We start from the raw sequence: 16,314 nt of genomic DNA on the forward strand, positions 1-16,314 counted from the left end.
GTGCTTCAGCACCTTAGAGAATCGTTCTCTTTGAGCTAAGGCGAGGCAACGCCGTACCGGTTTAAAGTTAATCCACTATAAACAAACAGGTACGAATTTATGAACAGTATTTCCCCGCTCAACCGTAAAGCCTCGCTGTGGGCGGTCGGTTTGATGTTGTTCGCTTTGTTTTTCGGTGCGGGCAATCTGATTTTTCCCGCTTATCTCGGACAACAGGCGGGGGAAAGCTGGTTCTCTGCGATGACTGGTTTCCTGTTGACCGGCGCGGGTCTGCCGCTGTTGGGCGTGATTGCCATCGGCTATTCCGGTTCGCGCGATGTGCAGGCGCTGGCTTCAAGGGTTGCGCCTTGGTACAGCGTGGCGTTTGCCGTCGCGCTGTATTTGTCCATTGGGCCTTTGTTTGCCATGCCGCGTACGGCGACGGTGTCGTTTGAGATTGCCGTTGCGCCGTTTTTAGATGAAAGCCAGAAAACAGTCGGGCTGGCGGCGTTTAGCGTGGCGTTTTTCGGCGTGGCGTATTGGCTGTCGATGTCGCCGGGCAAACTGGTGGACCGTATCGGTAAAATTCTGACGCCCGTATTACTTTTGACGATTGCCGTTTTAGTCGGATACACCGCGCTGAATCCGATGGGTGTTCCTGCGGCGGCGCAAGGCGATTTTGCCCTTCGTCCGTTCATAAAAGGCATTTTGGAGGGCTACGGCACAATGGACGCACTCGCTTCGCTGGTGTTCTCCATTATCGTCATTGACGCCGTGCGCGCGATGGGCGTGGACAACCGCTCCGAGCTGCTGCGGACGACCGCCGTTTCAGGTATTGTCGCCGCATCTTGCTTGGCTTTGGTGTACCTCTTCATCGGCTATATGGGCGCGACCAGCGTGTCAGGCTTGGGACTTCAGGAAAACGGCGCGGAAGTGTTGTCGAAAACCGCGAATTTCTATTTCAGCGTACCCGGCAATATCCTCTTGGGCGTCATCGTCCTGCTCGCCTGCTTGAGTACCGCCGTCGGACTGATTACATCATGTTCCGAATATTTCAACCGCCTGTGTCCCGGCATTCCTTACAAAATGTTCGTCGTCATCAATACGGTCGTGTCTATGGCGTTGGCGAACAAAGGCCTGTCCTCCATCCTGACTTTCTCCATCCCGATGCTGATGCTGCTGTACCCGCTGACCATCGTCATCATCCTGCTGGTCTTCCTGCACAAACTGTTCGGCGGCAGCCGCATCGTCTATTTCTGCACCATGATGGCAACGCTGGCAGTCGGTTTGCTCGATGCCTATAAAGCCGCATTCGGTTTCAGCGAAGAAGTCGCCGCCGACATCAACGGCGTACTGCCGCTCTACGATGTCGGACTGGGCTGGCTGCTGCCCGCAACGGTCGGCTTTGTTTTAGGTTGCATCCTAAACGCCGCGCTTAAGAAAAAAGCATAAGACTTATCAATCAGAATAGAGGTCGTCTGAAATTTCAGACGACCTTTTTTCGTTTGTGGTAGGTTGAGTTTAAATTAAGTGAGATGAAATGGCACATGTATTACATCTAGCCTTAATCCATCATAAAGATACCCGTTTTGAGACTTAGAGTGACCCTAAAACAAACAATAATGAAGCTTAGAACCTGAATCTAAATTAAATTAGCCGACTTGTTTTATATAAACATAAATTTTCTATAGTTTGACTTATTTTACATATGTTACAATACAAAAACTAAAATATCAAAATACAGATAAATTTTACTTTTGGAGCGTTTTATGGGTTTCTGGAATACTATTGCAGATAAATTAAACGATATGGTAAACAACTGGACTATGTCTCAAGTGGAATCTGCGTTAGATGATATGGAAAAATTCATGGGGCAGTTAGAAACTAAAACTCAAATTCGTGAATATAACAAACAATATCTACGTGATGTTATGGCTTTGAAATCTGTTCATGTAGAGATCAAACCTGAAACAGATGAACAAAACAATGATATATCAGATGAAAAAGAAACTGAGAGTAAATCAATTGCTGCAACACTAATACAAAAGATGAAAAATGATGCAATAGAGCTTGTAGAAATAGTAACTTCACATAAAAGCATTGCTTTGAATACAGCCACAGCGACCCGTTTGTTGTTAAAAGCTGATGATGAAGATTTATTATACTTGCTGAGAAACAGCGGTTCATTTGGTTTAGGAGATCTAAGCTTTAAACAGAAATTCTCTAAGCACACTATTCTATCAGTTTTAAATGAAACGTATCCAAGCAAACAATCCAATGCGTCCTTGCTTAAGCAAGTCACATTAGATGCTGCAAAAAAAGTTCCCATTTATGAAACTCAGGAAGATAAAAGACAACGCGAGAAAGCCGAAAAAAAACGAGATTTTTTAGAGAATATGCTCCATAAGGTAAAAGATGGAATATATAGAACTTGGCACTTTCAAGAAGCATTTTCTGCAAATAATGCTTTGCAATTTAGATATGGAACATTAAATCAAACAAGTCAAGAATCAATTATCTTTGAATTTTTAGGCGAGCCGGAGGCTGAAAAAGAAGATAATCAATATTTGGATTCTTTGTATGACATTATCGGTGTAAATGCTGCTCGCCAAACGCGATTAGCCGACAGCCTGACTCAACAATCTCAATATGATTTAGGAGCAGCAAACCAATATTTGGCATTTTCAAATACACGTACTAATTTATTATTAGAAATGCTTAACCAACAACGGAACACTATTAATGAAGATTTTAAAGAGTTTGCTCGTATTTCACATGAATTAGTTAAAAAGATGGGGGAACATGATATTCAATCATTAACAGTTAATTTACCTGATTCACAGTTTAAAAGAAATTTGATACGTTCTAGTGGTGAACAATTGATGGATGAATGGTTGCGTGGTGCAGCTGTCACCGTTTGTTCTATCATTCCGTTTGCATCAAACTTCTATTCCAAATATGCAGCAGAAGTTCTTGAAAAGGCAAATAAAATCCGTTCAGACACAGGAATGGCTTTGGATAAAATCGGTGAAATTATTGTCTCACTTTGCAAAACCAATCGCTATGTAATAAATACTATTGCTGAAACAACAAGACTCTATGAAGTTTTCCAAAGCTACTTTGATGAATTGAAAAGTATGAATCAATTTATTGAAAATGGTGGAGATATGGACGAAATTGAAGAAGAGACATTATTGATTATCAGCAATGGTTACCAATTATCAGCAATTTTGACAGATATCGTATGTACACCAGTTTTTAAGGCACAAGAAGTGGAGACCGAATTGCCTGAAATTAATCGAGAAGCTTTGGGAAATGTATTAGCAACATCAGCACAAATTCCGTCTTTATCTCAAATTTAAAAATCTGCAATACCCTGTAAACAATTATTTCAAAACTTCGGGATATCATTTAAATCAATGGTATCCCGATCTAGGCTGAAAGCATTAAAATGTCAAGTGATATTATACAAAAAGAATTCGATTGGGCACTAGAATTAGAAAAAACCGTAATAAGGAGCTTAACCACCTCATTTGGTTTAGATTTTTTATTATTTAATGATAAGCTTGGCGGTAATGTAGATACTATTCACAATGCAAGAAAAGGTATCTACGCTACTAAAGCAGAAGAAAATAGATATTTAGGAAAAGGGGAGTACAACTCCGATTTATATCATCAAGATTCCAACTATAAAGCGCGAGGGAAATCTGATAAAGCAAAACATCAGCAAGGTATATTAACTGATGTATATAGAGATAGTAGACTAAAACCGAATGAGAAAAGACAATTAGATCATATTATTTCTGCCCATGAGATTGAGCAGGATGCTGGTAGAATTTTAGCAGAACTAGACGGCATAAAATTAGCTAATCAGGACTCAAATTTCTCTTCTACTTTAGCATATATTAATACAAAAAAGTGTGATAAAAGTGTTGAAGAATTTGTAGCATCTATCCCAGCTGCAATACAGCAAAAGCAAAACAGTTTAGAAAAAAATAAAGCTAAATTGGCTTCTTTACCAAACAATACCCCTGAAGAACAGCACAATCGCAGAAAATTAGAAGATGAAATAAGAAAAGAGCAATCACATATTGATGCCTTGCAAAGTGTTGATAAAGAAAAAATGCTAGAAGCAGATAAAAAAGCACGTTCAGCTTACAATAGCCAAGTCAATTGGAACTACTATACAAGTAGTAAATTCTTGAAAAATACTGCTACTGAAGCAGGTAAAGCTGGCTTATCTATGGGTTTTCGCCAAGCATTAGGGTTAGTATTAGCAGAATTGTGGTTTGAATTAAAAGAGACTATTCCAAATATTTATCAAAATGTAAAAATTAATTTCACATTAGAAAATTTTATTTCTCATATTAAAAATACATTGAAAAATATTTGGGGACGTATTCAGCTTCGTTTTAAAGATTTATTAATGTCATTTAAAGACGGAGTGATGAGTGGTATTTTGGGAAGTTTAACAACTACTTTATGGAATGCTTTTCAAACAATCGGTGGAAATATCATTAAACTGATTCGTGAAACTTGGAACAGTCTAGTACACGCAGCCAAATTAATTTTCTTTAATCCTGATGAATTAGCCTTGGGTGATCTAATGAAGGAGTTAACAAGAATAATTGGATTAGCTGTTGCTACATCGTTAGGCGCAATTTTAAATCAATATCTTACCACTGTATTAACATTCCCTTTTGGTGATTCATTGGCGGCATTTCTTAGTGCGCTAACTGTTGGCTTGATGACTTTAGGTATGAGCTATTTTCTTGATCATAGTGAACTTATGCAGAAAGTTTGGAATTACTTAAACAACTTAAAAAATCGCTATGATAACGTTTTGGAAAATTTAAAAGAAATCAATCAGTCTTTAGATAATTATTTAATTAATTTATCTAAAACAGAATTAGCATTAAATCCGGAAGAAATTAGATGTTTTAATAATAGCTTACAAAATACAAATAATGAATTGGAACGTTCTATTCTATTGCAAAAAGAAATAAAACGTAGAAATATCGCTTTACCATTTGAATCAGGCAATCTGTCAAGTACCCGTAATTGGTTAAAAAATTTATAAATTTCAGATATTATTTAGAAAAAATCTATTTATCTATTACTCGCGGAGTGCAAAATAAATAATTTTTATCTACTATCTGCACATTCCACTCAGAGCTGGGGAAATAACCTTTCAAATAAACATTTCCCCGGTCAAAAAAAGTAACACCCGTCCGTCTAACCGTGTTCTAATAATGCTTTACATTTACGCTGAACGAGAGAAAAGCCATGACCGCACCTCAAAAGCCCGTTATCCGCTCCCTGCTCGACACCGACCTGTACAAGTTCACCATGCTTCAGGTGATACTGCACCAATTCCCCCAAACCCACAGCCTTTACCAGTTCCGCTGTCGCAACAAAGACATGGTTTACCCGCTTGCCGATATCCAAGACGACTTGGAAAGAGAACTCGACGCGCTCTGCCAACTGCGCTTCACCCACGACGAACTCGACTACCTGCGCAGCCTGCGCTTCATCAAAAGCGATTTTGTCGACTATCTCGAACTCTTCCAACTCCAACGCCGCTTCGTCAAAGTCAGCCCCGACGATGAAGGTCGTCTGAACATCCGCATCGAAGGCCCCATGATTCAGGCGATGTTCTTTGAAATCTTCATCCTCGCCATCGTCAACGAACTCTACTTCCGCCGTCTCGAAACCCCCGCCGTCATCGAAGAAGGCGAACGCCGCCTCCAAGCCAAAGCGCAACGCCTCAAAGAAATCTCCGCCGCGCAAAATCCCGACGATCCGCCATTCCTCATTTCTGACTTCGGCACCCGCCGCCGCTACACCCTCGACTGGCAGGAACACGTCATCCGCACCCTGCTTGAAGCCGCCCCCGACATCGTGCGCGGTACCAGTAACGTTTATCTCGCCAAAAAAATCGGCATCACCCCCATCGGCACGATGGCGCACGAGTTCCTCCAAGCCTTCCAAGCCCTCGACGTGCGCCTGCGCAATTTCCAAAAAGCCGCTCTCGAAAGCTGGGTACACGAATACCGCGGCGACCTCGGTATCGCACTGACCGACGTGGTCGGCATGGACGCCTTCCTGCGCGACTTCGACCTCTATTTCGCCAAACTCTTCGACGGTCTGCGCCACGACAGCGGCGACCCTTATGTATGGGGCGACAAAGCGCACGCCCACTACAAAAAACTCAAAATCGACAGCCGCACCAAAATGCTGACCTTCTCCGACGGGCTGGACATCGAACGCTCGTGGGCGTTGCACCAATATTTCAAAGACCGTTTCAAAACCAGCTTCGGTATCGGCACCAACCTCACCAACGACATGGGCCATACCCCGCTGAACATCGTTTTGAAACTCGTTGAGTGCAACGGTCAGTCCGTCGCCAAACTCTCCGACTCCCCGGGCAAAACCATGACCACCAACAACACCTTCCTCGCCTACCTGCGTCAGGTGTTTGACGTTCCCGAGCCGAAGGCAGAGGGCTGATTAACTGAAGAAAAGGTAAAAGGTCGTCTGAAAACTCGGATTCAGGTTTTCAGACGACCTTTTGATGGGTTGAACCGCTTGGAATATAAAGTTTGAAATAGGCAAAGACAAAAAACAGCCCGGTCAAAAACGACCGGGCTGTTGAATTTTTGGTCGGAGTGAAAGGATTCGAACCTTCGACCCCTTGCACCCCATGCAAGTGCGCTACCAGACTGCGCCACACTCCGACTTGATAAGTTTCGGATTATAGTTTTCTTGTCCGGCTTTGGCAAGCGTAAGGCAGGGCGGTTTGGGCTATCTGTTTGAAGCGGCTTTAAATTTGTTTGACGTAAGATCGGGTAGGGCAGACGGGATGTTTTGTTCTTCACTTGAATCCGCCATATTTTCAGACGACCTTTGTTCGGTAAACGAGTGTGGCGGAATTTTATGGCTGCTATATAATTGCTGCTTTGATTTTTAATGAAAAAAACAGGGCTGATGGACAATATTTTGCATGAATTGTTTGCGCGTCAGGCGTTTACGTCTAGCTTGGTAGAGCGCAATTTCGGACAGGTTTCGGGCTGGATTGAGCTGGTCGGCGTGTTGATGCTGATGGCGGCGACGTTTTGGCTGTCAAACCGACTAAAAAACCGTTATTTCTTTGCGGAACAAGGTAACTTCGCGCTATTGCGGCATATAGGCAGAAGGATTTTGTGGCCGGCGCTGATGATGATTTTCGGTGCGGCGGCTTTGTTTGTCTGCAACCTGACGGAGTTTCGCCCGGTATGGCTGCATCTGCTGATTTTGGCGGCGCGCTGGATGATTCTGATTCGGGTCAGCGTGGCGGTTGTTCATGCTGCTTTGCCGCAAAATAAACTGACCGACTGGCTGGAAAAATCGGTCTCCATGGTTTTGTGGGTAGGCTTCGTGCTTTGGCTGTCAGGCTTGGATGATAAGATTTTGGCGATGCTCGACGGCATCAGCTTCTCGGTCGGTTCGGGCAAACTGAGCCTGTTGATGATTCTGAACGGGATTTTGTGGGTCGGCCTCTTGATGATAGGTGCGTCGTGGCTGGCGCGCTTTATCGGCGAGCGTTTGGAAAAAAGCAGCCTGGACAATAATCTGTCCATGATTTTGTCCAAAATCATCAAAACGGTGATGATGGTTTTGGCGGTATTGATTGCGCTGCCGCTGGTGGGGATTGATTTGACGGTATTGTCGGTGTTCGGCGGTGCGTTGGGTGTCGGTATCGGTTTCGGCCTGCAAAAAGTGGCGAGCAACTACATTTCAGGCTTCATCATTTTGGGCGACCGCTCCATCCGCATGAACGACCGTCTGACGGTCAATAACTTTACCGGCTATGTCACCAAAATTACCTCGCGTTTTGTCGTGCTGCGCAATGCCAACGGTACGGAGGCGCTGATTCCGAACGAGACGTTCGTTACCTCGATGGTGGTCAACGAATCTTATACCAGCCGCGAATTGCAGCAGGCGTTCAATATACAGGTTGCCTATCATTCCGATTTGATTAAGGCGCTGGACATCATTAAAAGTGCAGCCGCCGCACAGCCGCGTGTTTCCAAACATCCCGCGCCTTTGGCGGTGGTGACCAATTTCGGCGACAACGGTATCGATTTGCGCGCTACTTATTGGGTGAAAGACCCGGAAAACGGTTTTGCCGCGCTGCAATCGGCGATTTTTCTGGATATTTGGCGACAGTTTAACGAACACGGCATCGAGTTCCCTTATCCGCAACGCGAAGTCCGCATCTTGAATGAAGAACTGGAGCCGAGTAGCATTGCTATGATCAAGGCGGGAATGCAGGCGCGCAGCGATACCAGATCCGACCCTTCGATGGACGCTGCCGGAGACGATTGATGGCAAAGCCCTTGAAGTATCCCGTGTCCGCGCTGGTGGTTTTGCATGATGCCGACGGCAATATCCTCTTAATCGAACGCACTTCGCCGCAAGGTTTTTGGCAGTCGGTAACCGGCAGCATCGAGCCGGACGAAACCATAGAGGAAACCGCCAAACGTGAAGTTTGGGAGGAAACCGGCATCCGCCTTGCGGACGGACAGCTCTGCAACTGGCACGACAGCACGGTTTACGAAATTTACCACCACTGGCGGCACCGCTATCCCAAAGGCGTGTTTGAAAACCGCGAACACATCTTTTCCGCTGAAATCCCGCGCGATACGGCGATTGTGTTGCAACCCGACGAACACGTCGCTTACGGATGGTTCGGCATAGAAGAAGCGGCGGAAAAAGTGTTCTCCCTGTCGAACAAAAGGGCTATTTTGGAATTGGGGAAAAGGTTGGGGAAATAGAACCAGCCTGATCGCTTAAAGGTCGTCTGAAAACAGCGATTGCGTTTTCAGACGACCTTTTTCCGCATTTTCAGAGAGTCTTTTGTTTGCTATACTTCCGCCGTTCAAACTTCCGTCAAATAAAGGAAATAAAATGGCAGACTTCAATAAAATCCTGACTCCGGGCGATGTGGACGGCGGCATTATCAACGTCGTCAACGAAATTCCCGCCGGCAGCAACCATAAAATCGAATGGAACCGCCGCCTCGGCGCATTCCAACTTGACCGCGTCGAACCCGCGATTTTCGCCAAGCCGACCAACTACGGCTTCATCCCGCAAACCTTGGACGAAGACGGCGACGAATTGGACGTATTGCTGGTTACCGAACAGCCTTTGGCGACAGGCATCTTCTTGGAAGCGCGCGTCATCGGTGTGATGAAGTTTGTCGATGACGGCGAAGTGGACGACAAAATCGTCTGCGTTCCCGCTGACGACCGCAACAACGGCAACGCCTACAAAACCCTTGCCGATTTGCCGCAGCAGCTGATCAAGCAAATCGAATTTCACTTCAACCACTACAAAGACCTGAAAAAAGCAGGTACAACCAAAGTTGAATCTTGGGGTGATGTGGAAGAAGCAAAAAAAGTAATTAAAGAATCCATCGAACGTTGGAATAAACAGGCTTGATGTTTTATTTCAATAAATAAGGAAAGGTCGTCTGAAAATGGTTTTCAGACGACCTTTTGATTGGAATAGGGGCAAGAAATAATACTGAAAAGTTTTGTATGGTAACGTAGAAAGAAACAAGTCAGTTGCTGCCTGCCCTAGGTATTCAAGATGGCGGTTATTTAAGATGGTTCAAAAACTAAAGCCTTGCTAAAACAGCAAGGCTTTAATCAAAACTGGCACGCCCACGGGGAATCGAACCCCGGTTACCGCCGTGAAAGGGCGATGTCCTAACCGCTAGACGATGGGCGCGGATAAATAGATTTTTTGGCGCACCCGGAGCGATTCGAACGCCCGACCCTCTGGTTCGTAGCCAGATACTCTATCCAACTGAGCTACGGGTGCGCTGTAACAAAGATTGAGATTATAGGGAGGGGGTGGAATTCTGTCAAGGGCGTTGTTGGAAAATAAACAGGGAAAGTGTAAAATGCACGGCTATTGGTTGAATTTACAGGAAAATAAAATGGAGAGCGTTTCTCGCTGGCCGTTGTTGCAGAAGGCATTTTTCCGTTTCGGGAGGCCTGTGGTTGTGGTGGATTTGGAAACTACCGGCGGGAATCTGTATCAAGACAGGGTAACGGAAGTTGCTTTGCTGCGTTTCGACGGACAAAACGTATGCCGTTATGAGTGGTTGGTGAATCCGTGTAAGCCGATTCCTGAATTTGTCGAGCAACTGACGGGCATCAGCAATAAAATGGTAAAAACGGCCCCGTTGTTTGCGGAAATTGCTTCACAGTTATTGCCGCTTTTACAGGGGGCAGTGGTGGTGGCGCATAACAGCCGTTTCGACTATACCTTCTTGCGTCACGAGTTTCGCCGTGCCGGAATTGATTTTGCTGCGCCTGCTTTGTGTACCGTCCAGTTGTCGCGCCGCCTTTATCCCGAGTTTTACAAACACAATTTGGACAGCATTATCGAACGGAACGCAATTGCAGTGGAAAACCGTCATCGCGCGATGACCGATGTTTTGGCTTTGAGCGATTATTTGGAACACAGCTTGCGCGAAAAGAATACAGAGGATTGGGATAATTACTGCCGGTCTTTGATGAATCCGAAAATGCTGCCGAATTGGGTAACGGATGCTTTGGCGGCGCAGCTTTATGCGTTGCCGGACAGCGAAGGTGTGTTGGTCTGGTTTGACGCATTCGGCAAGGCGCAGGCGGTAGTTGCATTGGAGAAAGCGTATAGCGAAACGGCAGAAATGCTGCATGGTAAAAAAGTTCCGCTTTATTTGAAGGCTGCGGCTTCCGTGCGTTTTATTCCTGCGTTGGGCAGCCTGCATTCGGTATGGCTGAAGGCGCAGGCGATGAGGGAATATGGTATCCGCCCACCTGAACGAGTCGTTTCCAAGCCTACTGCATTTTCTACGGTTCGTTTTTCTCCCGACGAACACGGTGTATTGCAGGCAAGGATTGTGCCTTTGGATAATGGCAGTCGTGCTGTCCGCCCGTATGGGTTGTTCATCCATAAAAAAGCCGCCAAACGCGCGCTTAATAGTTGGGCGCTGGAAAACAGACTTTGTCCTGATGCCTTGAATATCCTGCCTGTTGCAAATGGAAAAGGTGTGCCGTGTCCTGTACAGGCACTCGGGCAATGCGACGGCGCCTGCCGTACCGAGGATGGGATAGAAGCGCAAAACGGACGTGTCCGCGAATTGGCGCATTTGTTGCCCGTTGCAGACTGGGGGAGAGCGCATGAGGTAGAGATTACGGAGACGGACGGCTTATCCGGAAAAAGCATCACTTTGCGTTGTGCCGGTGGGGCGATTGCTATGCCGGACGGTGGCTGGTACTTTGATGACAGTCTGCCCGCGTTGCTTAAAATGAAATTCAGGCGGGAGCGGGAAAGTGTCAAAATTATTGCTTAATGTAATAATGGCGAAAATGGAATAAGCAGGTTTCAGACGACTTCTGATAACCTGCTTATTTTTTAATCAGGTTTGTTTTTCTTTTGGGAATCAATATGAAGTAGGATTTATACACAGCTTGTTTACATCATTGCATGTAGAAATTGTGCATTGTTCCGGTAATTGCACGTTACAATATAGGTCGTCTGAAACCGATTGTATGCCTGATAATGAATACGCCAAAAATTATTTTTTTCGATATTGATGACACGTTATACCGAAAATATACCGATACGCTGCGCCCGTCTGTTGCTAAAGCGATGGAGGCATTGAAAGCGCGGGGTATTTTGACGGCGATTGCGACGGGGAGACCGCCGGTAGCCATTCCGGGTAAGGTGAAAACCCTGATACGCGACAGCGGCATTGATATGCTGGTTACGATTAACGGGCAATACACGACGTTTCACGGAGAGGTGTTGCAGGCTTATCCGATGATTGAAGCCGAAGTGGAGCGGATGTGTACATTTTTTGACAGTCAGTATATTGATTATGCTTTTGTAAATAATGATGAAATTGTCGCATCGGCTGCCGGCGAAAGGGTAAAAGAAGCCTTGTTGCACATCCTGCCTGCTTTTGAAGTGGATAAAGAATATTTCCGCAAACAATCGGTTTATCAGATGCTGGTGTTTGCAGATAAAGCCCAGGAGCAGGAGATTATCGGAAAAATCCAATCCGAAGGCTTCAAATCCGTGCGTTGGCACGAGTCTGCGTTGGACATGCTGCGCCGCGAAGGTTCAAAAGCAAGAGGCATTGCACATGCAGTAGAAAAGTTGGGTATAGGCATGGAAGATGTTATGGCTTTTGGCGACAGCTTTAATGATTTGGAAATGCTCTCATCCGTCGGCTTCGGCGTGGCCATGAGAAATGGTGAGGCTGCGGCGAAGGCCGCGGCGAAATTTATTGCTCCGAGTGTAGATGAAGATGGCGTGTACAGGGCTTTGCTTGAATTGGAAATTATTGATGGATAATGATTTATTTAGAGTTAGGTCGTCTGAAAAGCAGGTTTCAGACAACCTCTTTGTTGGAATAGTAAAAAGTCGGGATGGGGATTTCGGGCTGAGTCCGTGAAAATTGTAAAAACATATCCCTAAAATCCCCCATTTCAAACCGGGATAAACCAACTAAAATACAGCTGTAAATATTTCGTTGTAACAATAAAATAAAAATAAAACACCGTCTGAAAACAAGAATGATGGGTTTTCAGACGACCTTCAAACCGCTTCCTAAATCGTCCAACCAAGCAATAGGAGAAACCAAATGGAAGAAACATTCGTCCAAACGCTGACCATTGCCGGCTCGGATTCCGGTGGCGGGGCGGGGATACAGGCGGATTTGAAGACATTTCAGATGCGCGGTGTGTTCGGCACCAGCGTGCTGACCGCTGTGACCGCGCAAAATACGCTCGGCGTATCGGCGGTGCATCTGGTTCCGACCGACATCATCACCGCGCAAATCGAAGCCGTCCGCGCCGATTTTGAAATCCGCGCCTATAAAATCGGGATGCTGGGTACGGCTGAAGTGATTGAATGCGTTGCCGAAAATCTGAAAAAATGCCGTTTCGGCAAGCGCGTCCTCGATCCGGTGATGATTGCCAAAGGTGGCGCGCCGCTGTTGCAGGATTCCGCCGTCGAAGCGATGAAACGCCTGCTTCTGCCCGATACGGACATTCTGACGCCGAACCTGCCCGAAGCGGAAGCCTTGACGGGCGTGCGCATTGAAAACCGCCAAGATGCGGAACGCGCCGCCAAAATCCTGCAAGATTGCGGCGTGAAAAATGTAGTGATTAAAGGCGGGCATTTGGGCGACAGCCGCAGCGAATACTGTACCGACTGGCTGTTTACGCCGGATGAGGTGTTTGAATTTACCGACCGCCGTTTCCCAACAGCGCATACGCACGGTACCGGCTGTACGTTCTCCGCCTGTATCGCCGCCGAGTTGGCTAAAGGTTTCGAGACGCTCGAATCCGTGCAAACCGCCAAAAAATACATTACCGAGGCGATTCGCAATCCTTTGAACATCGGCGCGGGACACGGTCCGGTCAATCATTGGGCGTATCGGGATTGAGGGATATGAAAAGGTCGTCTGAAAACAGATTTTCCGTTTTCAGACGACCTTTTGTTGTGACATCCTTTGATGGCAAACATCAAGCCGGATTCATGAAGCTTTCGATTTCCTGTAAGGAAATGTCGGGCGTCGCGCCGTGTCTAGAGGCGACTAGGGCGCCGAGTGCGCAGGCGAAGGTAATGGCTTCTTGCGGCTCGGCATTGTTGAGCAGTTTGTAGGTCAGTCCTGCCAAGAAGCTGTCGCCGGAGCCGACGGTATCGGCAACTTTGATGCGGAAGCCGCAGTGGCGGTAGAGTTCGCCGTCTTTGTATAAAATTGCACCGTGTCCACCCAAGGTGACGCAGATGGTTTTGGCGCCGGTCAAGCGGTTGAGGTAGGCGATGTTTTGTTCGATGCTGTGGTAGGGCGAGCCGTAAGCCGCAGATAATTCGTACAATTCGTCGTCATTAAGTTTGAGCATATCCGCATGCTTCATGGTGGCGAGCAGGCGGTCGGTGTCGTAGTGGGGTTTGCGCAGGTTGACGTCAAAGATTTTGAATTTGGCTTTTTCCATCAGTTTGTCTAATGCCGCACGGGAAATCTCATCGCGGGTGGCAAGGCTGCCGAATACGAAGGCATCGGATTCGGCGACACGTTGCAAGGCGGCATCTTCGATGACGATGCGGTCCCAAGCGCAGGGATATACGATTTCATATGACGCGCTGCCGCATTTGTCCAAGATGACTTTGACCAAGCTGGTATCGCATTCTTTGCACACTTGCAGCAGGTCGGTATTGACGTTTTTCGCTTGGATTTGGCGCAGCAGCTCTTCGCCGTCGGCATCATCACCGCGACGGCTGATAATGGCGGTATCGACTCCGAAGGATTGCAAACGGACCAAAACGTTCAGCGGCGCACCGCCCAACACTTTGCCGCTTGGAAAATCGTCCCACAACACTTCGCCGAAACTGGTTACTTTCATTTTAGACCTTCCTTGCTTTGAGTTGATTGGCTGGAACTGCTGCGCTGCGTACGGCTTAGGAATCATGTGTTTGTAGTAAAATTCCAATACTTAGGCACGTAAGTATTATGTTTTAAAATCTACCGACTGACAAGCAATCGCGGGATTATCCGCCAGGAAGTTTGATTCATCACAAATTGCGTTAAAGACGGCCTGATTCGGCAAATCGGCAGGGTTTATTTTTCTTTCATTTTATAAGTGCTTCGGGAAGGGGGTAGGCTGATTTTTGAAATTTAAATACAAATCGGCAGAATATGTTTGAACAGACGGGCTATATATTCCGATTTTCTTCATTTCATTACGATATTTAAAAACCCTCTCTTTAAGCCTATAATGTAGTCGTTAAAAATACCGAAAGGTCGTCTGAAAACGTGAATATCCATTTTCAAACGACCTTCATTAACGGAAAGAACAAATCATGCGTCCATTAAATGCCCGAATCCGCTTGGACAATCTGCGCCACAATTATCAAACCCTGAAACAGATTCACGGCGGCAAAATGCTTGCCGTTATTAAAGCGGACGCTTACGGACATGGCGCGGTACGGTGCGCCCACGCATTGTCCGAAATTGCCGACGGATTTGCCGTCGCTACCATGGACGAAGCCGTCGAATTGCGCGAGAGCGGCATTAGCAATCCCATCGTATTGCTCGAAGGCGTGTTTGAAGCGTCGGAATACGCTACCGTCGATAAATACAATTTGTGGCCGGGCGTCGGCAGCCAATGGCAACTCGAAGCCTTAATCGCCCATCATTGGCAGAATCCCGTTAAAGTCTGGCTCAAAATGGATTCCGGTATGCACCGCGCCGGCTTCTTTCCGCACAATTACACTTCCGCCTACACCGCCCTGAAACAATGCAAACACGTTGACAGCATTGTTAAATTCAGCCATTTTGCCTGCGCCGACGAACCCGACAACGGCATGACCGAAATGCAGCTTGAAGCCTTTGATTTGGCGTGTGAAGGCTTAGAAGGAGAAGAAAGCCTCGCTAATTCCGCCGCTATCTTGAATATTCCCGAAGCGCGCCGTGACTGGGGACGCGCCGGACTGGCACTTTACGGTATCTCTCCGTTCGGCGGCGTAGACGAGCGCCTGAAGCCCGTCATGCGCCTGACTTCCCGCGTATTCGGCGAACGCGTCCTGCAACCTCATTCACCCATCGGCTACGGCGCGACGTTTTATACCAGCAAATCTACACGCGTCGGCCTGATTGCCTGCGGTTACGCCGACGGCTATCCGCGCCGAGCCTCGACCAACTCGCCCGTTGCCGTCGAAGGCAAACGCAGCCGCATCATCGGCAGGGTGTCAATGGACATGATCACCGTCGAACTCGATGCTTCCAAAGAAGGTTTGGGCGCCGAAGTCGAATTGTGGGGCGACATTGTTAATATCAACGAAGTCGCCGAAGCCGCCGGTATGATTCCGTATGAAATCCTTTGCAACGTCAAACGCGCAAAGTTTACCTATTCGGAGTGATTTAGGCGGCGGTTTGAACTGAAGGTCGTCTGAAAACAAAGTTAACGGTTTCGTTAAATGGTTTTCAGACGACCTTTGTCTTGCCATCATTTTAAGAAACCTTATTTTCGAATTATAGTGGATTAACTTTAAACCAGTACGGCGTTGCCTCGCCTTGCCGTACTATCTGTACTGTCTGCGGCTTCGTCGCCTTGTCCTGATTTAAATTTAATCCACTATAACGGTTGCAGCAGGATTGATGGAACAGGTAACTTAAAGCAAACATACTAACTTCGATATTTCAGGATTCCACCCCCGTCATTCCCGCGCAGGCGGGAATCCATCGTAAAACTTGAGAACCCCTGATTTGAAAAACAATTCCTGAAA

12 protein-coding genes, 3 tRNA genes and 1 pseudogene are annotated in these 16,314 nt (G+C 46.6%); 11 read left to right on the forward strand and 5 right to left on the reverse strand.

Features of this window, described 5'->3' with window-relative positions:
- The first annotated feature begins 99 nt into the window (after window positions 1–99).
- The 4 genes from brnQ (at window position 100) to pncB (ending at window position 6,489) form a co-directional block, all read left to right on the forward strand.
- Entirely contained in the window at window positions 100–1,431 is a 1,332-nt protein-coding gene (gene brnQ / locus AC5M9B_RS09535; protein WP_487648555.1) for a branched-chain amino acid transport system II carrier protein, read from the forward strand.
- Window positions 1,432–1,748: 317 nt separating this feature from the next.
- Window positions 1,749–3,341, forward strand: a complete 1,593-nt coding sequence (locus tag AC5M9B_RS09540) for a hypothetical protein (protein WP_487648556.1) — start codon at window positions 1,749–1,751, stop codon at window positions 3,339–3,341.
- Window positions 3,342–3,430: 89 nt separating this feature from the next.
- Window positions 3,431–5,059: a hypothetical protein gene (locus AC5M9B_RS09545; RefSeq protein ID WP_487648557.1), complete on the forward strand. Its 1,629-nt coding sequence runs from the start codon at window positions 3,431–3,433 to the stop codon at window positions 5,057–5,059.
- A 206-nt stretch (window positions 5,060–5,265) separates the two neighbouring features.
- Entirely contained in the window at window positions 5,266–6,489 is a 1,224-nt protein-coding gene (pncB, locus tag AC5M9B_RS09550; RefSeq protein WP_487648558.1) for a nicotinate phosphoribosyltransferase, read from the forward strand.
- A 150-nt stretch (window positions 6,490–6,639) separates the two neighbouring features.
- Here the strand turns inward: pncB and AC5M9B_RS09555 are convergent.
- A tRNA-Pro gene (locus tag AC5M9B_RS09555) sits at window positions 6,640–6,716 on the reverse strand.
- 250 nt (window positions 6,717–6,966) lie between these two features.
- On the opposite strand from AC5M9B_RS09555, the gene AC5M9B_RS09560 reads away from it, so the two are divergent.
- From AC5M9B_RS09560 to AC5M9B_RS09570, 3 genes are all read left to right on the forward strand, one after another.
- Window positions 6,967–8,346, forward strand: a complete 1,380-nt coding sequence (locus tag AC5M9B_RS09560) for a mechanosensitive ion channel family protein (RefSeq protein WP_487648567.1) — start codon at window positions 6,967–6,969, stop codon at window positions 8,344–8,346.
- A complete protein-coding gene (nudB, locus tag AC5M9B_RS09565; RefSeq protein ID WP_487648559.1) occupies window positions 8,346–8,795 on the forward strand; it encodes a dihydroneopterin triphosphate diphosphatase in 450 nt (149 codons plus the stop codon). Before AC5M9B_RS09560 ends, nudB begins: the two co-directional genes overlap by 1 nt.
- A 133-nt stretch (window positions 8,796–8,928) precedes the next feature.
- On the forward strand, window positions 8,929–9,462 hold the full coding sequence (locus tag AC5M9B_RS09570; protein WP_003741020.1) for an inorganic diphosphatase: 534 nt from the start codon (window positions 8,929–8,931) through the stop codon (window positions 9,460–9,462).
- A 216-nt stretch (window positions 9,463–9,678) separates the two neighbouring features.
- On the opposite strand, the gene AC5M9B_RS09575 is transcribed toward AC5M9B_RS09570, so the two are convergent.
- Both AC5M9B_RS09575 and AC5M9B_RS09580 read right to left on the reverse strand, forming a co-directional pair.
- Window positions 9,679–9,753 (reverse strand) — tRNA-Glu (locus AC5M9B_RS09575).
- A gap of 16 nt (window positions 9,754–9,769) precedes the next feature.
- Window positions 9,770–9,846: transfer RNA gene (locus AC5M9B_RS09580), tRNA-Arg, on the reverse strand.
- 118 nt (window positions 9,847–9,964) lie between these two features.
- Here AC5M9B_RS09580 and AC5M9B_RS09585 point away from each other — a divergent pair.
- The 3 genes from AC5M9B_RS09585 (at window position 9,965) to thiD (ending at window position 13,471) form a co-directional block, all read left to right on the forward strand.
- The gene (locus AC5M9B_RS09585) at window positions 9,965–11,368 is read left to right on the forward strand and encodes a 3'-5' exonuclease family protein (protein ID WP_070655217.1); all 1,404 of its coding nucleotides are present in this window, start codon (window positions 9,965–9,967) and stop codon (window positions 11,366–11,368) included.
- A 209-nt stretch (window positions 11,369–11,577) separates the two neighbouring features.
- On the forward strand, window positions 11,578–12,375 hold the full coding sequence (locus AC5M9B_RS09590; protein ID WP_204828301.1) for a Cof-type HAD-IIB family hydrolase: 798 nt from the start codon (window positions 11,578–11,580) through the stop codon (window positions 12,373–12,375).
- A 289-nt stretch (window positions 12,376–12,664) separates the two neighbouring features.
- Window positions 12,665–13,471: a bifunctional hydroxymethylpyrimidine kinase/phosphomethylpyrimidine kinase gene (thiD, locus tag AC5M9B_RS09595; protein WP_019270488.1), complete on the forward strand. Its 807-nt coding sequence runs from the start codon at window positions 12,665–12,667 to the stop codon at window positions 13,469–13,471.
- Window positions 13,472–13,550: 79 nt separating this feature from the next.
- Here the strand turns inward: thiD and AC5M9B_RS09600 are convergent, their stop codons facing one another.
- Window positions 13,551–14,432 (reverse strand): carbohydrate kinase family protein, encoded by an 882-nt coding sequence (locus tag AC5M9B_RS09600; protein WP_487648560.1) that lies wholly within the window; start codon window positions 14,430–14,432, stop codon window positions 13,551–13,553.
- A 457-nt stretch (window positions 14,433–14,889) separates the two neighbouring features.
- Here AC5M9B_RS09600 and alr point away from each other — a divergent pair, with 457 nt between their 5' ends.
- Window positions 14,890–15,948: an alanine racemase gene (alr, locus tag AC5M9B_RS09605; RefSeq protein ID WP_019270486.1), complete on the forward strand. Its 1,059-nt coding sequence runs from the start codon at window positions 14,890–14,892 to the stop codon at window positions 15,946–15,948.
- Between the two features lie 115 nt (window positions 15,949–16,063).
- On the opposite strand, the pseudogene AC5M9B_RS09610 reads toward alr, so the two are convergent.
- A pseudogene (locus tag AC5M9B_RS09610) lies at window positions 16,064–16,171 on the reverse strand (IS5/IS1182 family transposase); the annotation flags it as partial.
- Between the last annotated feature and the right edge of the window lie 143 nt (window positions 16,172–16,314).

Source organism: Neisseria flava (genome assembly GCF_982712965.1).

Excerpts from the sequence above, each read along its gene's own strand:
- brnQ (WP_487648555.1), top strand. The coding sequence starts at position 100 with ATGAACAGTATTTCCCCGCTCAACCGTAAAGCCTCGCTGTGGGCGGTC.
- AC5M9B_RS09540 (WP_487648556.1), top strand. The coding sequence starts at position 1,749 with ATGGGTTTCTGGAATACTATTGCAGATAAATTAAACGATATGGTAAAC.
- AC5M9B_RS09545 (WP_487648557.1), top strand. The coding sequence starts at position 3,431 with ATGTCAAGTGATATTATACAAAAAGAATTCGATTGGGCACTAGAATTA.
- pncB (WP_487648558.1), top strand. The coding sequence starts at position 5,266 with ATGACCGCACCTCAAAAGCCCGTTATCCGCTCCCTGCTCGACACCGAC.
- AC5M9B_RS09560 (WP_487648567.1), top strand. The coding sequence starts at position 6,967 with ATGGACAATATTTTGCATGAATTGTTTGCGCGTCAGGCGTTTACGTCT.
- nudB (WP_487648559.1), top strand. The coding sequence starts at position 8,346 with ATGGCAAAGCCCTTGAAGTATCCCGTGTCCGCGCTGGTGGTTTTGCAT.
- AC5M9B_RS09570 (WP_003741020.1), top strand. The coding sequence starts at position 8,929 with ATGGCAGACTTCAATAAAATCCTGACTCCGGGCGATGTGGACGGCGGC.
- AC5M9B_RS09585 (WP_070655217.1), top strand. The coding sequence starts at position 9,965 with ATGGAGAGCGTTTCTCGCTGGCCGTTGTTGCAGAAGGCATTTTTCCGT.
- AC5M9B_RS09590 (WP_204828301.1), top strand. The coding sequence starts at position 11,578 with ATGAATACGCCAAAAATTATTTTTTTCGATATTGATGACACGTTATAC.
- thiD (WP_019270488.1), top strand. The coding sequence starts at position 12,665 with ATGGAAGAAACATTCGTCCAAACGCTGACCATTGCCGGCTCGGATTCC.
- AC5M9B_RS09600 (WP_487648560.1), bottom strand. The coding sequence starts at position 14,432 with ATGAAAGTAACCAGTTTCGGCGAAGTGTTGTGGGACGATTTTCCAAGC.
- alr (WP_019270486.1), top strand. The coding sequence starts at position 14,890 with ATGCGTCCATTAAATGCCCGAATCCGCTTGGACAATCTGCGCCACAAT.